Source organism: Bacteroides sp. (assembly GCF_029057325.1).
Lineage (GTDB): Bacteria > Bacteroidota > Bacteroidia > Bacteroidales > Bacteroidaceae > Bacteroides.
The window spans coordinates 1-18474 of the sequence record NZ_JAICZW010000154.1 but is presented as its reverse complement, the minus strand read 5'-3'; the positions used below and the strand labels follow the sequence as shown (position 1 = coordinate 18474).

At 54.0% G+C, this 18474-nt stretch carries 11 protein-coding genes; all 11 read left to right on the top strand.

The genetic code is table 11. The features are described from left to right. Positions 1-17: 17 nt before the first annotated feature. Positions 18-3035 (top strand): xanthan lyase, encoded by a 3018-nt coding sequence (locus K2G43_RS09800; RefSeq protein ID WP_300154656.1) that lies wholly within the window; start codon positions 18-20, stop codon positions 3033-3035. A gap of 34 nt (positions 3036-3069) precedes the next feature. Next, on the top strand, positions 3070-4554 hold the full coding sequence (locus K2G43_RS09795; protein ID WP_300154653.1) for a glycosyltransferase family A protein: 1485 nt from the start codon (positions 3070-3072) through the stop codon (positions 4552-4554). Positions 4555-4681: 127 nt separating this feature from the next. Further along, positions 4682-5632 (top strand): DUF4922 domain-containing protein, encoded by a 951-nt coding sequence (locus K2G43_RS09790; RefSeq protein WP_300154650.1) that lies wholly within the window; start codon positions 4682-4684, stop codon positions 5630-5632. Positions 5633-5664: 32 nt separating this feature from the next. Then, on the top strand, positions 5665-7446 hold the full coding sequence (locus K2G43_RS09785) for a SpoIID/LytB domain-containing protein (RefSeq protein ID WP_297642865.1): 1782 nt from the start codon (positions 5665-5667) through the stop codon (positions 7444-7446). A gap of 33 nt (positions 7447-7479) precedes the next feature. After that, entirely contained in the window at positions 7480-8802 is a 1323-nt protein-coding gene (locus tag K2G43_RS09780; RefSeq protein WP_297642863.1) for an MFS transporter, read from the top strand. A 37-nt stretch (positions 8803-8839) separates the two neighbouring features. Further along, positions 8840-10081 carry a DUF1343 domain-containing protein gene (locus K2G43_RS09775; RefSeq protein WP_300154647.1) on the top strand — a complete coding sequence of 414 codons (1242 nt, stop codon included), beginning with the start codon at positions 8840-8842 and terminating at the stop codon, positions 10079-10081. 193 nt (positions 10082-10274) lie between these two features. Further along, positions 10275-13268, top strand: a complete 2994-nt coding sequence (locus K2G43_RS09770; protein ID WP_300154644.1) for an FAD-binding and (Fe-S)-binding domain-containing protein — start codon at positions 10275-10277, stop codon at positions 13266-13268. A 23-nt stretch (positions 13269-13291) separates the two neighbouring features. Further along, positions 13292-14482, top strand: coding sequence for a heparan-alpha-glucosaminide N-acetyltransferase domain-containing protein (locus tag K2G43_RS09765; RefSeq protein ID WP_297642859.1), 1191 nt, complete (start codon positions 13292-13294; stop codon positions 14480-14482). Between the two features lie 69 nt (positions 14483-14551). Further along, positions 14552-15409, top strand: a complete 858-nt coding sequence (locus K2G43_RS09760; protein ID WP_297642858.1) for an ATPase — start codon at positions 14552-14554, stop codon at positions 15407-15409. Positions 15410-15562: 153 nt separating this feature from the next. After that, on the top strand, positions 15563-16417 hold the full coding sequence (murQ, locus tag K2G43_RS09755; protein WP_297642857.1) for an N-acetylmuramic acid 6-phosphate etherase: 855 nt from the start codon (positions 15563-15565) through the stop codon (positions 16415-16417). A gap of 85 nt (positions 16418-16502) precedes the next feature. After that, the gene (locus K2G43_RS09750) at positions 16503-18404 is read left to right on the top strand and encodes a serine hydrolase (RefSeq protein ID WP_300154684.1); all 1902 of its coding nucleotides are present in this window, start codon (positions 16503-16505) and stop codon (positions 18402-18404) included. The last annotated feature ends 70 nt before the right edge of the window (positions 18405-18474 follow it).

Genomic DNA, 18474 nt, shown 5'->3' with positions numbered 1-18474 from the left:
TAACAATGCTTCACCTTATGAATGTAAGACCCATATTTCTGCTCAGTTTACTCACCGCCTTCCTCCTCCCCCGGACAGGAAGCGCACAAGAGCTTTCGGCGGAAGTCCGCCAAAGCATCGGAAACCTGCTGAATGCCACCGCCCAAAAAGAGATTTCCGTAGGACGCATCCGGATTGACTCGGTTGCCACAGAGGGACGCACATTGCAACTGTTTGCCAACATGAATTGCGCCTACATACCTTTCCGCGAAAAGAACGTAGCCGAAATCTACAAAGGTGTAAGTGCCCTGTTACCGGCAGCGTTCGCCAAATACAAGGTGCAAATCCGCACCAACAACCACAGCATTGAAGAGCTGATACCCCGTGCCTTGCGCAGCAAGAAAGAGAAGCGAGCAAGCACATTCAATCCAGCAGTTTCCGTTCCCTTGGTGACCGATGTTTCCACTCCTTATACCCCTACCCATGGTTTGCAAAACCGCCACATCGCCTTGTGGCAAAGCCACGGCTGGTACTACGAACCGAAACTAACCCGCTGGGAATGGCAACGTGCGCGCATCTTCCAAACCGTGGAAGACCTATACACCCAGAGCTACGTATTGCCTTTCCTTGTCCCGATGCTGGAGAATGCAGGTGCCTACGTACTGCTGCCGCGTGAGCGCGACTGCCAGACAGCAGAGGTCGTCATCGACAACGACGGCTGCTTGGGAAACCGTTCCACCTATACGGAGCACAATGCCGACAAGGCATGGACACAAGGCGACGGAGAAGGCTTTGCCCATCTGCGGAACCAATACATCGACTTCGAGAATCCGTTCAAGGAAGGCACCTTCCGCACCATCGAAACCATCCGGAAAGGGAAAGAGAGCACAGCCGAATGGATTCCCGAAATCCCCGCCGATGGCAGATATGCCGTATATGTATCTTACCAGACCCTTCCGAACAGCACAGATGACGCACTCTACACCGTGCATCACAAAGGAGGAGTGACGCAATTCAAAGTGAACCAGCGAATGGGAGGCGGAACTTGGATTTACCTCGGCACATTCGGTTTCAGTGCCGGGCAGGACAACGCCTGCAAGGTGACCTTGAGCAACCGCTCCGCCAAAGCCGGCCGGACAGTAACGGCAGATGCCGTAAAGATTGGCGGAGGCATGGGAAACATTGCCCGCCGTCCGTCCGTGATGCCCCAAGCGGATTATCCGTATGAGACAAGCGGCTATCCCCGTTTCTGCGAGGGTGCCCGCTACTGGCTGCAATGGGCCGGCATGCCAGACAGCGTCTATTCCGAAAGCCATGGAAAGAACGACTATACAGACGACTATAAATGCCGCGGCATCTGGGTGAACTACCTTGCCGGCGGTTCTTCCGTCAATCCGAAAGAGAAAGGGCTGAACATCCCCGTGAACATGGCTTTCGCCTTCCACTCGGATGCAGGAACCACCTTGAACGATTCCATCATCGGAACACTCGGCATCTACTGCACCAAAGGTGAGAAGTTCGCCAACGGAACCTCCCGCTATCTGAGCCACGACCTGACAGACCTGGTCCAATCCAACATCGTACACGACATCCGCACCTTGTATGAGCCCAACTGGTCGCGACGCGGCAAATGGAACCAATCTTACTACGAAGCCCGTGTCCCGCAAGTGCCTACCATGCTGCTCGAACTGCTTTCCCACCAGAACTTCGCCGACATGAGGTACGGACTGGACCCGCGCTTCCGGTTCACCGTGAGCCGCGCCATCTACAAAGGAATGCTCCAATTCCTCTGTTCACAATACAACATGGATTACGTAGTCCAACCACTTCCGGTGGAGCGCCTGTCGCTGCGCATGACCGGCGAGCGTGAAGTGGAACTGACCTGGTCGCCCGTTGCCGACCCGCTGGAGCCGACCGCCACCGCAGAAAAATACATTGTTTATACCCGTATCGGAGACGGCGACTTTGACAACGGCACGCCGGTAGATAAAAACAGCTACCGAACCACGCTGCCCGCCGATGTGGTTTGCAGCTATAAGGTAGTGGCCGTCAACAAAGGCGGCAAGAGTTTCCCGTCCGAGGTATTGTCCGCCGGCTATGCCACCAACGCCCAAGGAACGGTATTGGTGGTGAATGGGTTCGACCGCATCAGCGCACCCGCCGACTTCACCATAGCCGCTACGGACAGCACATCGCTTGCCGGATTCCTCGATGACCTGGACCACGGAGTGCCCTATCTTCGCGACATCAGCTACATCGGCAAGATGAAAGAATTCCGCCGTTCCATTCCCTGGATGGACGATGACGCTTCCGGTTTTGGCGACAGCTATGGAAACTACGAGACGCAGGTAATTGCAGGTAATACGTTCGACTATCCCGCCGTACACGGGAAGGCGATTCTGAAGGCGGGGTATTCGTTTGTTTCTTGCAGCCTCTCCGGCCTCTCCCCCGACCCCTCCCCAGCAGGGAGGGGGGAAGTGACCCCTCTAAATGAGTACCGGTATGTGGATTTGATTTTGGGAAAACAATGTCAAAGCAAAATGGGACGAGGCGGGGTGACTGCCTTGGAGTTCAAGACATTCAGCAAGGAGACGCAGGAAGCTATCACGGCCTATTGCAAACAGGGTGGAAACATCTTCGTATCGGGGGCGTATGTGGGAAGCGACTTGTGGGACAACCGACTTGCCAAAGCGGAAGATGCCGACAAGAAGTTTGCTATGGAGGTACTGAAATACAAGTGGCGTGTGGGACAGGCCGCTACTATGGGTAAAGCGACAAGCGTCGCTTCACCGTTCACAGCCTTTACCGGCAACTACAGTTTCCACAACGAACTGAATCCGGATACCTACGTAGTGGAATCACCGGACGCCATCGAACCCGCAAGCGAAGGCGCCCACACCATCATGCGCTACACGGAAAACAACTTGAGCGCAGGCGTGGCATACAGCGGCGACTACAAAACGTGCATCATGGGATTCCCCTTTGAGTCCATACGCACCGAAGCTGAAAGAGATGCCTTGATGAAGGCCATATTGAGTTTCTTCAACCCCCAATAACCATTTATAGAACTAAAAATTAAAACGATACGACATGAAGAAAATCAGCTGCTTTCTGCCCTATTCCGGAAAAGAACAGGCAGAACAAACCGTAAAGAACCTGCAAGACTGCGACCAGGTAAATGACATCGTTCTGATGACCACCGATAAAACCGCAGAGGCATTGCCGGGCTGTCGCCTCCTCTGCATGGAATCACCCTTCAGCAGCGAAACGTTGCGCACCGTCGCCGCCCTGTCCGAAGCCGACTATACCCTGCTCTATACCAAAGAGACCACCCTCGAACTGGGGCTGTTCGCTCTGGAACGCATGGTAGCCATCGCCGGCGACAGCCGTGCCGGCATGGTGTATGCCGACCACTATCAGATAACAGACGGCAAACAGAGCAACGCTCCGGTCATCGACTATCAGTTCGGAGCATTGAGAGACGACTTCAACTTCGGTTCCGTACTCCTGTTCGATACACAGAGACTGAAAGAGGCCGCCGGACGGATGAAGCAGGAATATACCTTCGCCGGGCTCTACGACCTTCGCCTGAAATTGAGCCAAAAGGCCGACTTGGTGCACATCAACGAATACCTGTACAGCGAAGTGGAAAACGACACCCGCAAGAGTGGTGAAAAAATTTTCGACTACGTTGACCCGCGGAACCGTAACCGCCAGATTGAAATGGAGCAGGCATGCACCGAACATCTGAAAGAGATAGGCGGTTACCTGAAACCGGAGTTCAAGCAGATTGAGTTCTCCGCCACTTCCTTCGAATACGAAGCATCGGTCATCATCCCCGTACGCAACCGCATCCGCACCATCCGCGATGCCATCAAGTCTGTACTGATGCAGCAGACCGACTTCAAATACAACCTCATCATCATCGACAACCACTCCACAGACGGCACCACCGAAGCCATCGACGAGTTCAAGGACGATGAACGCCTCATCCACCTCATCCCCGAACGCAACGACCTCGGCATAGGCGGTTGCTGGAACATGGGCGTGCACCATCCCAAATGCGGCAAGTTTGTCGTGCAACTGGATAGCGACGACGTATATAAGGACGAGCACACACTCACCACAATGGTCCGCGCCTTCTACGAACAAAACTGCGCCATGGTGGTGGGCACCTATATGATGACGGACTTCCACATGAACATGATTGCCCCCGGCATCATCGACCACAAGGAATGGACCCCGGAAAACGGTCGGAACAACGCCCTCCGCATCAACGGACTGGGTGCCCCGCGCGCCTTCTACACGCCGGTGTTGCGCGAAGTGAAAGTGCCCAACACCAGTTATGGCGAAGACTATGCTCTGGGACTGAACTTCTCCCGCCAATACCAGATAGGCCGCGTCTATGATGTGGTATATCTCTGCCGCCGTTGGGACGACAACTCGGACGCCTCCCTCGACATTGTGAAGATGAACGCCCACAACCTCTACAAAGACCGCATCCGCACGTGGGAACTTCAGGCACGAATCGCCTTGAACAAACAGCGTCAGGAGGAGGAAATGAGAGGCATTTGAACCCCGTTTCTCAGACACTTGTGTCTGGCGTGACAGACACAAGTGTTCAAGACGACAGACACAAGTGTTTGAGACGACAAACACAAGCGTCTGTCACACACTAATAATCAACCATTTAGAAAGCGGTATGAACATAACGATACACAATCTGCTAACCGAGCAATTAGCCACATGGGAAACGGCGCGAGACAACTACGCCGCCCTCTCCGGCGTGCAGGTGAAAGAACTGAACGTGAAAGGCATCCCTTACAAAGTGCAATTCAACCCTGCCCGCATCGTTTCCTCAGGCGCCAAGGTGGATGCCAAATCCATCAGCGAGCGGAAGTGCTTCCTCTGCCCCGCCAATCTGCCGTCCGCGCAGAGAGGTGTCCCCTTCGGAGGGCACTACCACATACTGGTGAACCCATTCCCCATCTTCCCCCGCCACCTGACGATACCCGAAACGGAACACCTGCCCCAACGCATCGCCACCCGCTTCCCCGAGATGCTGGAGCTGGCACGCGCGTTGACAGAATATACCCTCTTCTACAACGGCCCCCGATGCGGCGCCTCCGCCCCCGACCACGCCCACTTTCAGGCAGGCAACAAGGGATTCATGCCGATTGAAAAAGATTGGCGTGGACAAGTTGGCGGCAAAGTGACCGACTGCGGAGAAGCCGTCTTGTGGTACCTGAACGACGCTCCGCGTACCACCTTTGTCATCGAATCGACCGGAAAAGAAGATGCCGAAAAGCTGTTCGGCCGCCTCTATCATTCCCTTCCCGTGAAGCCGGGCGAAGAAGAGCCGATGATGAACGTGCTCGCCCTCTATGAGGCCGACCGCTGGATTGTCTTCGTCTTCCCACGCGACAAGCATCGCCCTGCCTGCTACACCGCCGAAGGGGAAGCCAACCTGTTGAGCAGTCCCGCATCCGTCGATTTGGGCGGCGTGTTCATCACTCCCGTTGAAAAAGACTTCCGGAAAATCACTGCCGAAGACGTGGCTCAGATTCTGAGCGAAGTATGCCTTCCGCCTGAGAAGTTTCAAGAAGTCATTCAGAAAATCTCCGATTTCAGTTCTCACCCCGACAACATCTGAAATCATAAATTATAAATCTAAAATCACCCAATATGAAAGAGCCCAAAGTACACGTAGGTATTCTGTCCGACAAACAAATCAAGTTTGTCTTGCCGACTTACTATGAAGCACAAGGAAGTTATTGTCAAGGAGTAGTCACTCGCTGCAAGGTAGTCAGCGGCGAACAGGAAGTGACGTATGATGACGGCGAAATCCAATGGGATGGTCTATCATACGAGTCTTTGGTGTTCATTCCTTTTGATTATGACAACGATGCTTTTGAACTGAAAGATGTCACCATCGGCGTCAACTTCCATTGGGAGCGCAAAGAAAACCAGCGTTTTCAAGGTGCATTGAAATTCATCGTCGAAGACGAAAAACTGACTGCCGTCAACCTCATCAATGTGGAAGATTACCTGACGAGCGTCATATCTTCTGAAATGAGCGCCACCGCCTCCTTGGAGTTGCTGAAGGCACATGCGGTGATTTCGAGAAGCTGGTTGATAAGTAGCCTCTCCAGCCTCTCCCCCAACCCCTCCCCCGTAGGGAGGGGGGCAGATAGTCCCTGTTATAGGACGGCGGATAGGGGGCATTATGAAATATTAAAAGGGAATCAGAAACGACTGAAGGGAGAACCGACAGAAGCGGAAAAAATTCTTTGGGAAAGGCTGCGCAACGGTCAGTTAGGGACTAAGTTTAGAAGACAGCATATCATAGATAACTACATTGCGGACTTTGCATCCTTAGAGAAAAAACTCATCATTGAAATAGATGGGGAATATCATAATACCCCCACTCAACAAGAAAAGGACAAAGAACGCACTGCACATTTAGAAACTTTGGGTTATCATCTTCTACGTTTTACCAACAATGAAGTCATCGCCCACCCCGATACCGTCATCGAAAAAATCAAAGCCGATATCACCCACTCTCCCCTCCCTACGGGGGAGGGGTCGGGGGAGAGGCTGGAGTTCATCCGCTGGTACGACCGCGAAGACCACACCCATTTCGATGTCTGCGCCGATGACCACTGCCAACGCTACCAAGGCATCACCCGCGCTTCCACCGACATTGTGAAACAGGCGATTGCCGCCACCCGCGGGCAAGTGCTGATGTCCGGCGAAAAAATTTGCGATGCCCGTTTCTCCAAATGCTGCGGCGGTGCCCTCGAAGAGTTCCAGTACTGCTGGGAAAACATCAAGTATCCATACCTTGCCTACAAACGAGACTGGATTCCTTCCACCAACACCCCATCAACAGCCCCATTTCCTTCTCCCCTCCCTACAGGGGAGGGGTCGGGGGAGAGGCTGGAAGACTTTGACCGCTGGATTCGCACCTCGCCGGAAGCTTTCTGCCATACCACCGACAAGAAGATTCTCTCTCAGGTGCTCAACAACTACGACCAGGAGACCACCGACTTCTACCGCTGGAAGGTGGAATATACCCAAGACGAACTTGCCAGACTGATACGGGAGCGTTCGGGCATCGACTTCGGACAGATTATCGACCTTATCCCCGTGGCACGCGGTACATCGGGACGTATCTGGAAGTTGAAAATCGTAGGCACGAAGCAGACACTCATCATCGGAAAAGAGTTGGAGATACGCCGCACGCTCTCTCCCTCGCATCTCTACAGTTCCGCTTTCGTGGTGGATAAAAAGGAGATCGCAGCCGGAGATGTTCCGGGCCGCTTCATCCTGACCGGAGCAGGCTGGGGACACGGTGTCGGATTGTGCCAGATAGGTGCCGCCGTGATGGGCGAGCAGGGTTATAAGTACGACCAAATCCTGCTGCACTACTACACCGGCGCCACTATCGAAAAGCTATACGAATAATTGAGAATTGAGTATTAAATCATAAATCCAACCATGAACAGCATCAAACGAATATCACCGTGGGCGTGGGTGCCCACCTTGTACTTTGCGCAGGGCATTCCCTACTTCATCGTCAACAATATCTCTGTCCTGATGTTTGCCAAAATGGGAGTGCCCAACGGAGACATGGCTCTTTTCACCAGTCTTCTCTACCTGCCTTGGACCATCAAACCATTCTGGAGTCCTTTTGTCGATATCATCAAGACCAAGCGGTGGTGGGTGATTTCCATGCAGATACTTATGTCGGTGGCATTCATCCTCCTGACACTCTCCATTCCCCACCCGGACGAAGCGGTCATGGCGGCAGGCGAAACGCCCATCAGCCTGTTCACCGTCACGCTGATACTGTTCATTATCACGGCATTCGCTTCCGCTACGCACGACATCGCCGCCGACGGCTTCTATATGCTGGCACTCAGGCAGGGCGAACAAGCCGAATTCGTAGGCATCCGCAGCACTTTCTACCGCCTTGCCTCCATCTTCGGACAAGGGGTACTGGTCGCCATCGCCGGAGCCATCGAACTGAAGTACGACAACATCCCGCTGTCGTGGACCATCACGATGTTGGTGACAGCCGTCCTCTTCAGCGCGGTCAGCTTCTATCACCTCTTCGCCATCCCCAAACCCGCTTCAGACAAGTCCGTCCTCGAACCGGGAGCGGCAAGCGCAAAGGCAATCTTCATTGAGTTCGGACGTACCTTCGCCACCTACTTCACGAAGCCCGGCGTGGTGCTTGCCATCACGTTCATGTTGCTCTACCGCCTGCCCGAAGCATTCCTCATCAAGATGTGCATGCCCTTCTTGGTGGCAAGCCGGGAAGCGGGCGGACTGGGACTCTCCACAGCCGAAGTAGGCATCGCCTATGGCACCATCGGAGTCCTCTCCCTGACGATAGGCGGCATTCTCGGCGGCCTGTTCGCTTCACGCATCGGGCTGAAACGCTCCATTTGGTGGATGGCGGCGTGCATGACGCTTCCTTGTCTGACTTTCGTCTATCTGGCCATCTGCCAGCCGGACAGTCTGTTTGCCATTTCAACGGCCATTGCCATCGAGCAGTTCGGCTACGGCTTCGGTTTCACCGCCTATATGCTCTATATGATGTACTTCTCCGAAGGGGAGTTCAAGACTTCCCACTATGCCATCTGCACCGCCTTCATGGCATTGAGCATGATGATTCCGGGTATGTTTGCCGGGTACATCCAAGAAGCTATCGGCTACACAAATTTCTTCTGGATGGTAATGGTATGCTGTGTGGCAACCATAATTGTTACTATCTTTGCTGATAGAAAGATTGATGCCGAATATGGGAAGAAGTGACGAGTGACAAGCGAGTAATGATTAATGATAAGTGATTATGACAAAGAAGAGTATTGTAATATTGTTGCTCTGCGCCTTATGCGGCATCGCGCAAGCGCAGAAGATAAAGATAAAGACCGGCATAGAGGTGCTGAAAGAGCAGCGCTTCCGATGCCTGGAAGGCAAGCGCGTGGGACTCATCACCAACCCCACCGGCGTGGACAACCGGATGCGTTCCACCATCGACATCCTGCACGAAGCGCCGAACGTAAACCTTGTTGCACTCTACGGACCGGAACATGGCGTGCGCGGCGATGTGCACGCCGGCGACCACGTGACCGACATCAAGGATGCCACCACCGGACTGCCCGTCTATTCGCTCTACGGGAAAACCCGCAAGGCTACTCCCGACATGTTGAAGGACGTGGACGTGCTGGTGTATGACATTCAGGACATCGGTTGCCGTTCGTTCACCTACATCAGCACCATGGGACTTGCCATGGAAGCTGCCGCAGAGAACAACAAAGAGTTCATCGTCCTCGACCGTCCGAACCCCGTAGGCGGATTGAAAATAGAAGGCAACCTCGTGGAAGACGATTGCGTCTCCTTTGTCAGCCAATTCAGAATTCCGTACCTGTATGCCCTCACTTGCGGTGAGCTGGCACTGCTGCTCAACGGCGAAAAGATGCTGAAAGACGGAAAGCAGTGCAACCTGCAGGTCGTCAAGATGAAAGGCTGGAAGCGCAAGATGGACTATACACAAACCGGATTGCAATGGGTACCCTCTTCCCCACACATCCCACATCCGCACTCGGCATTCTTCTATCCCGTCAGCGGCATTTTGGGTGAGCTGGGCTACGTGTCCATCGGCGTGGGCTACACCATCCCGTTCCAGATGTTTGCCGCACCATGGATAGAAGCGGAGAAACTTGCCCGCAACTTGAACAGCCTGAAAGTGCCGGGCATCATTTTCCGCCCGATGTATCTGAAACCGTTCTACAATGTAGGCAAAGGCGAATTGCTGCAAGGGGTGCAAGTGCACATTGTGGACTTCGCCCAAGCACCGCTGAGCGACATCCAGTTTCTGGTGATGCAGGAAGTGGCCGCCCTCTATCCCGATCGTGCCGTCTTCGACCATGCGGACAAAGGACGTTTCAACATGTTCGACAAGGTGAGCGGCTCACGGCAGATACGCGAACGTTTCAGCAAGCGCAACCGTTGGGAAGACATCCGCGACTATTGGTACAAGGATGCCGAAGCGTTCCGCCGGCTGTCGAAACGATACTATTTATATAAATAAGTTGACAAACAGAAAAGACGGCAGACCAGGCCCATATACAGAGGCAGTCTCAGTCCTATACTTAGATAGCCTCGGTCGTATAGTCAGGGTACCTCAGTCGTATAGTTAGATACCCCTCCTCTCTAAAATCCCTACAGCCTATTGCAGGAAGGGGGTACGGAGAGTAGGAAGCATAATAAAAAATTCGCACATTATGAAAGAACGTAACTACATGGCTTTCCTGCAAGAAGCAAGCCGGTTTATCCCGCAGGAGAGAATATACACCGACGAACTTCGTCGGATTGCATGGGGGGCGGATGCAGGCTTCTATCGGCTCATCCCGCAAATCGTCATCCGTTCGGACGGAGAGGACGGAGAGGACGGGGAGGAGGAAATCTCCCGGTTGCTGCAACTTGCCGACCGCCACGACCTGCCCGTCACCTTCCGTGCGGCAGGCACCAGCCTGTCCGGACAGGCCATCAGCGACTCCATCCTTATCGTGGCGGGCAAGCACTGGGAGAAATGCTACATATCTCCCGACCACGAGACCATCACCATGCAACCCGGCATCATCGGACAACGGGCCAATGAGCTGCTGGCTATCTTCGGACGTAAAATCGCTCCGGACCCCGCTTCCATAAAAAGCGCCATGGTGGGCGGCATCGTCATGAACAACGCCTCAGGCATGAACTGCGGCACACACGCCAACAGCGACAAGATGCTGATTTCCGTCCGCATCGTGCTGGCAGACGGCACGGTGCTCGACACAGGCAACAGTGCAAGCCGTGCCTCCTTCGAAAAGACACACCGCAGCTTCCTCGACCGCATCTGCACGCTACGCGATGAAGTGCGTGCCAACGAAAAGCTGGCGGAACGCATCCGCTACAAATACTCCATCAAGAACGTGACGGGATTGAATCTGCTGCCCTTCGTCCGCTTCGATGACCCGTTCGACATCATCGCCCATCTCATGGTAGGTTCGGAAGGTACGCTCGCATTCCTCTCACGGGTGACCATGAAGACAACGTATGACTATCCCTGCAAGGCAAGCGCCATGCTCTACTTCAAGACCATCAAGGAGGCGTGCCATGCGGTGGTAGCGATGAAGAAGCTGAACAAAGACGATTCCTTCATCGTGCACAGCGCAGAGATGCTGGACTACAAGAGCCTTTCATCCGTCAACGACCCCGTGTTCCTGAGATACAAAGGCGAAGTAGCCTCCTCTCTCCTGCCCGGCGTGGAACCGGGAGACGAGACCGGACTGACCGCTGTACTGACCGAGACCAAAGCTTGCAGCGCGGAAGAGCTGAATCAGAACATCCGCACGATAGAGCAATGCCTCTCCGCTTTCCAGACCTACACACCCGTACACTTCACCGACAAACCCGAGGAGTACTCCAAGTACTGGGCCATCCGCTCTGGTATCTTCCCCTCCGTGGGCGGCACACGAAAACTGGGCACCACGTGCCTCATCGAAGACGTGGCCTTCCACATCGAAGATCTGCCCGAAGCAACCGCCGAATTGCAGCAACTCATCGCCCGCCACGGCTACGAGGATGCCTGCATCTACGGACACGCACTGGAAGGAAACTACCACTTCATCCTCAACCAGTCCTTCAGCAGCGAGGCCGAAGTGAAGCGTTACGAAGAGTTGATGAACGATGTCAAGACCTTGGTCGTGGACAAATACGACGGCTCGCTGAAGGCAGAGCACGGCACGGGACGCAACATGGCCCCCTTTGTCCGCTACGAATGGGGCGAGGCCGCCTACGAGGTGATGAAAGCCGTCAAACAGCTGTTCGACCCGAAAGGGCTGTTGAACCCCGGCGTCATCTTCAACGACGACCCGCAATGCCACATCAAGAACTTCAAGCCGCTACCGCTGTTAGCCACCAATGAGCACAATCGAGCAACAGGATACCAGCTGCAAATCACCTCCGGCATACCAAACATCGTAGCCGTCTGCCCGCCACTCGCAGCAGACAAGTGCATCGAATGCGGATTCTGCGAAGTGAATTGCCTCTCCTGCGGCTTCACCCTCTCCTCGCGCCAGCGCATCGTGGTGCAACGCGAGATAGCACTTCTCAAGTTACATAACTTGGAGGAGCAAGCACAGCTGCTTGAAAAACAATACCGCTATCTCGGCAATCAGACTTGTGCCGGCGACGGGCTTTGCTCCATGTCCTGCCCCATGGGCATCAACACGGGCGACCTGGCACACCTCATCCGCCAGGAAGAGCTATCGCCAATCAGCATGAGATATAAAGCCGGCAATTTCGCCGCCAACCACTTTGCCGGCATCAAAAGCGCCCTGCGCCCCATACTGGCACTTGCCAATTTCGGGCATTCCATCCTGGGAACCAAAGGGATGAGCAGCCTCACCAAAGGGATGCACAACGTGCTCGGCATTCCGCAATGGAACCCGGCAATGCCGAAACCTTTCCGGATGAAAAATAAAGGATTAAAACAAGCTCCTTCATCAGACAAGGTCGTTTACTTCCCCAGCTGCATCAACCAGACCATGGGGCTTCCCAAGAAATCGCCGGTGGAGCAACCCTTGGTGAACAAGATGATTTCCCTGCTGCAAAAAGCCGGCTATGAGGTCATCTTCCCGAAAGAGATGGAGAAACTTTGTTGCGGAACCATTTGGGAAAGCAAAGGCATGCCGGATATCGCCGACCGCAAGACGGCAGAACTGGAAGCGGCACTCTGGGAAGCCAGCGAACAAGGAAAATACCCGGTGCTCTGCGACCAAAGCCCCTGCCTGCACCGCATGCGCAAGTGCATCAAGAAGATGAAGCTGTATGAACCTGCGGAATTTATCTATACATTCCTGCGCGACAAGCTTGTCTTCACGCCCACCGACCGTTCCGTAGCCATACATATCACCTGCTCCATGCGGAAAATGGGACTGGCAGACACCCTCATTGCCCTTGCCCGGCTCTGTTCCTCCGACGTCTTCATTCCGGAAGAGGTGGGCTGTTGCGGCTTTGCCGGTGACCGCGGTTTCACCCATCCCGAATTGAATGCCTACGCCCTGCGCAAGCTCCGTCCGGAAATCGAAGATGCCGGAACATATATCGGCTACTCCAACAGCCGTACGTGCGAAATCGGGCTGACAACCCATGCAGGAATTCCATACGTTTCCATTGTCTATCTGGTAGATCAATGCACGAAGAGGAAAGAAAACCATCAATCTGAAATCTGAAATCATAAATCTGAAAACGTCTTATGGATAATACCAAAACAAATAAACGCATCCTTGCACTCGATATCCTACGGGGTATCACCATCGCAGGCATGATTATGGTAAACAATCCCGGTACGTGGGCGCACATCTATGCCCCGTTGCGCCATGCAGCGTGGAACGGGCTCACCCCCACCGACCTTGTTTTTCCTTTTTTCATGTTCATCATGGGAATATCGACCTATATCTCTTTAAAGAAGTATAACTTTGAGTTCAGCCGCCCGGCTGCCCTGAAGATACTCAAACGCACCATCGTCATCTTCCTCATCGGACTGGCAATCGGGTGGTTCTCCCGATTCTGCTACTATTGGGCATCCGCACCTGACGAACTCAGCTTCGGCGAAAACCTATGGGCATCCGTCTGGACTTTCGACCGGATGCGCATCTTAGGCGTGATGCAGCGGCTGGCGCTCTGCTATGGAGTCAGTTCCATCATCGCACTGACCATGAAGCATAAGCACATCCCCTACCTCATCGTCACGCTATTGACGGGGTACTTCATCCTGCTGATGTGTGGCAACGGTTTCGCCTACAATGAGACGAACATCCTTTCCGTCATAGACCGCGCCATCCTGACTCCCGCCCACATGTACAAAGACAATGGCATCGACCCGGAAGGCATTCTGAGTACCATTCCTGCCATTGCACACGTGCTGATCGGTTTCTGCGTAGGTCGTATGATGTTGGGAGACAGCCACAATGCTTCCAAGGATCGGGCGTCTCTGCTCAACTCACATCTCATCAAGCTCTTCTTAGTCGGCACCATCCTTACATACGCCGGCTTCTTGCTGAGCTACGGCTGCCCCCTCAACAAGAAAATCTGGTCGCCCACTTTCGTACTCACCACTTGCGGACTGGCTTCCGGTTTTCTGGCACTGCTCATTTGGATTATCGACGTGAAAGGCTATAAGAAGTGGAGCGTATTCTTTGAATCGTTCGGTGTCAATCCACTGTTCATGTATGTGCTGGGCGGTGTGCTCAGTATCCTCTTCGGCTGCATCCGGCTTCCGTGGGGAGAAGGCAGTATCAGCATACACGGCATCTTGTATGACAAAATGCTTATGCCGCTTTTCGGTGAGACCGGCGGTTCGCTGGCATACGCGTTGGCATTCGTTGCCATCAACTGGTGCATCGGCTATCAGCTGTACAAACGGAAAATATACATTAAAATATGATTTCAGATTTATGATTTCAGATTTCAACGTTTATAATTCAATACTCATAATTTAAATATACCTAAAGTTATGATTCTAATAGCAGACAGCGGCTCTACAAAAACCGATTGGTGTGTTGTAGAGAACGGAGTAATCCTCCAGCAGATATCCACCAAAGGAACCAATCCTTTTTTCCAGTCGGAAGAGGAAATCAGCGATGAAATAGCGACTTCGCTACTGCCACAACTGAAAGCGAACGAACCGGATGCCGTGTACTTCTACGGTGCAGGATGCGGTTTCCCGGACAAGATAGCAATGGTGCACCGTGCCATTACCAAACATCTGAAAGTGAAAGGCCCGATAGAGGTCAATACCGATATGCTGGCTGCCGCACGCGGCCTTTGCGGACACGAAGCAGGCATCGCCTGCATCATGGGAACAGGCTCCAACTCATGCTACTACGACGGAGAAAACATCGTCAGCAACGTATCTCCGCTGGGCTTCATCCTGGGCGACGAAGGCAGCGGCGCATGTCTGGGCAAACTGTTGGTGGGCGATATCCTGAAAAACCAGATGACACCCGAACTGAAAGAAAAGTTTCTCAAACAATTCGACCTGACACCCGCCGACATCATCGACCGTGTCTATCGCAAGCCGTTCCCCAACCGATTCTTGGCAAGCCTCTCCCCCTTCCTTGCCGAGAACCTGGACGAGCCTTGCGTACATGCACTAGTGTTGAACAGCTTCAAGGCATTCCTCAAACGCAACGTGATGCAGTACGAAGGCTATCAGCAGAGCAAGGTGCATTTCATCGGCTCCATAGCCTTCTATTACAAAGAGGTGCTGGCAGAAGCCACCCGGGAGACAGTCATCCAATTGGGGACGGTTATCAAGAGCCCGATGGAAGGGCTGGTGAGGTATCATCAGGCGCTCGAGCCGCTCCCCTAACCCCTCCCCCGTAGGGAGGGGGGATAGAGATAGTTCCGGTACTAAAAGAAAAGAACAATAAAAAAAATCAATAACAACGCTAATCCCTACTTCCCTCCCTACGGGGAAGGGGTCGGGGTAGAGGCTGTTTTTAATTTAATTTAATTTCATTTCATGTCATTCATAAAAATCTCAGAGCAACCTTCGCTCTACAACGACTTGGAGAAGAAGTCGGTCCGTGAAATCCTGGAAGACATCAACACGGAAGATCAAAAAGTGGCACTTGCCGTACAGAAGGCAATCCCGCAAATCGAGAAACTGGTCACACAAATCGTGCCCCGCATGAAACAAGGCGGACGCATCTTCTACATGGGCGCAGGCACCAGCGGACGCCTCGGGGTGCTCGACGCATCGGAGATACCGCCCACATTCGGCATGCCGCCCACACTGGTCATCGGCCTGATTGCCGGAGGTGACACCGCCCTGCGCAATCCGGTGGAGAATGCGGAAGACGACATCCATCGCGGCTGGGAAGAACTGACTGAACGCAACATCACCGACAAGGACACCGTCATCGGCATTGCGGCATCGGGAACCACCCCCTACGTCATCGGTGCCATGCACGAAGCGCGCGAACACGGCATCCTGACCGGATGCATCACCAGCAATCCCGATTCGCCCATGGCCGCAGAGGCCGATGTAGCCATCGAAATGGTGGTAGGGCCGGAATATGTAACGGGAAGCTCGCGCATGAAGTCCGGTACGGGACAGAAGATGATTCTGAACATGATTACCACCTCCGTCATGATACAGCTGGGCCGCGTGAAAGGCAACAAGATGGTGAATATGCAGCTCAGCAACAAGAAGTTGATAGACCGAGGCACGCGAATGATTGTCGAAGAGCTCGGCCTGGACTACGGCAAGGCGAAAGCACTGCTGCTGATGCACGGGTCGGTGAAGAAAGCGGTGGAGAGCCTCTCCCCTAACCCCTCCCCCGTAGGGAGGGGGACAGAAAAGTCCGAGAAATAAACACTCACACTCCAATAAATCCATAACAATGAAAATTACCACTTTATTCAATTCCATAAAGAAATCCATCCTTTCTCCCCTCCCTATGGGGGAGGGGCTGGGGGTGGGGCTATTGTTTCTGTGTCTCAACCTCACGGCACAGCCTCTGCAACGTGTCGCTCCCGAACAAGTAGGCATGGATTCCCGCCAGCTGATGTACGCCGACGAAGCCATTGAGAAAGCGATTGCCAACAAAGATATTCCCGGCGCCGTGCTTGCCGTGGTGCGCCACGGAAAGATGGCATACCTGAAAGCCTACGGCAACAAACGGGTCTATCCCAACACCGAGCCGATGACTACAGGCACCATCTTCGATATGGCCTCGTGCAGCAAGTCCATGTCAACCGCCGTATGCGCGATGATACTTGCCGAACGGGGCAAGATACGGATGCTCGACCCCGTCAGCCTCTACATCCCCGGATTCAAGAACTGGGAGAGCGAAGACGGCAAAGAGCAGAAGACCATCCGCATCGCCGACCTGATGACACACACTTCCGGCCTGCCGCCCTACGCGCCGGTCGCCGAACTGGAGAAAAAATACGGCTCGCCCAATCCCGACGGACTGATGGAATACATCGCCACCTGCAAACGCGACTTCAAGCCGCAGACCGACTTCCAATACAGCTGCCTCAACTTCATCACCTTGCAGCACATCATCGAAACGGTCAGCGGACAATCCTTGCGCGACTTCGCCCGCGAAAACATCTTCGATGTATTGGGCATGAGCCACACCGACTACCTCCCCTGCCACCGCGACAAAGAGGGAAAATGGATTACTATAGTTGACGAGAAAACGAGAAGACAAAAAGACAAGGAAACAAGGCCACAAGGAGGCAATTCTCAATTTTCAATTCTCAATTCTCAATTAACCAACATCGCCCCCACCGAAAAACAGCCCGACGGCCAAGTGCTTTGCGGACAAGTACACGACCCGCTGGCACGCATCATGAACGGAGGCATCAGCGGCAATGCCGGCGTGTTCTCTTGCGCCGACGACATCGCCCTCCTTTGCGCCGCCCTGCAGAACGGAGGCGAATGGAACGGCCGGCGCATCCTCAGTCCGCTTGGTGTGCAGGCCATGCGTACCGTGCCCCGCGCCACTGCCGGACTGGGCCGCACGCTTGGATGGGATTGCTTCACGGCATACGCCTCGAACAACGGTGACCTGTTCGGCCCGAACACCTACAGCCACACTGGCTATACGGGCACATCCATCGTCATCGACCCCGACAACGACACCTCCGTCATCCTGCTCATCAACGCCGTGCATCCGGAGGACGGTCATAGCGTGGTGCGCCTGCGCTCGCTGGTAGCCAATGCGGTGGCGGCTTCCATCCGTCCCGTGCCGCGCACCTATACGGAGCACTACTACCGCCGCTTCCTGCAATTCATGGACGAGCCCGCCCTTACGGACAAAGACATCGTGATGCTGGGCAACAGCCTGACCGAAGGCGGCGGAGACTGGAGCCAACGCCTCGGCAAGAAGAACGTGGTCAACCGCGGCATCATCGGCGACGAGGTGATGGGAGTCTATGACCGCCTGCACCAGATACTTCCCGGACACCCCGCGAAGCTCTTCCTGCTCATCGGTGTCAACGACATCTCCCACGACCTGACGGCAGACAGCATCGCACAGATGATTCGCCTGACCGTGGAACGCATCCGCCGCGAATCGCCAGACACGAGACTCTACCTGCAAAGCCTGCTCCCCTTCAACGAGAGCTTCGGGCGTTACAAAAGACTGACCGGGAAAACCGGCATAGTTCCCGAAATCAACGCCCGACTGGAAGCAATAGCGAAAGAGGAAGGTATCGATTTCATCAACCTCTTCCCCCTGTTCACAGAGAAAGGCACGAACGTGTTGCGCAAAGAGCTGACCACCGACGGGCTGCACCTGAATGAAGAGGGATATCGGATTTGGGTGAAGGCACTCAAAAAGAAGCTATAGCACGCAGCGAAAAACGTAGATGTGTCAAAACATGCATTTCACTTTCTTTTAGGCACGGATTACACGGATT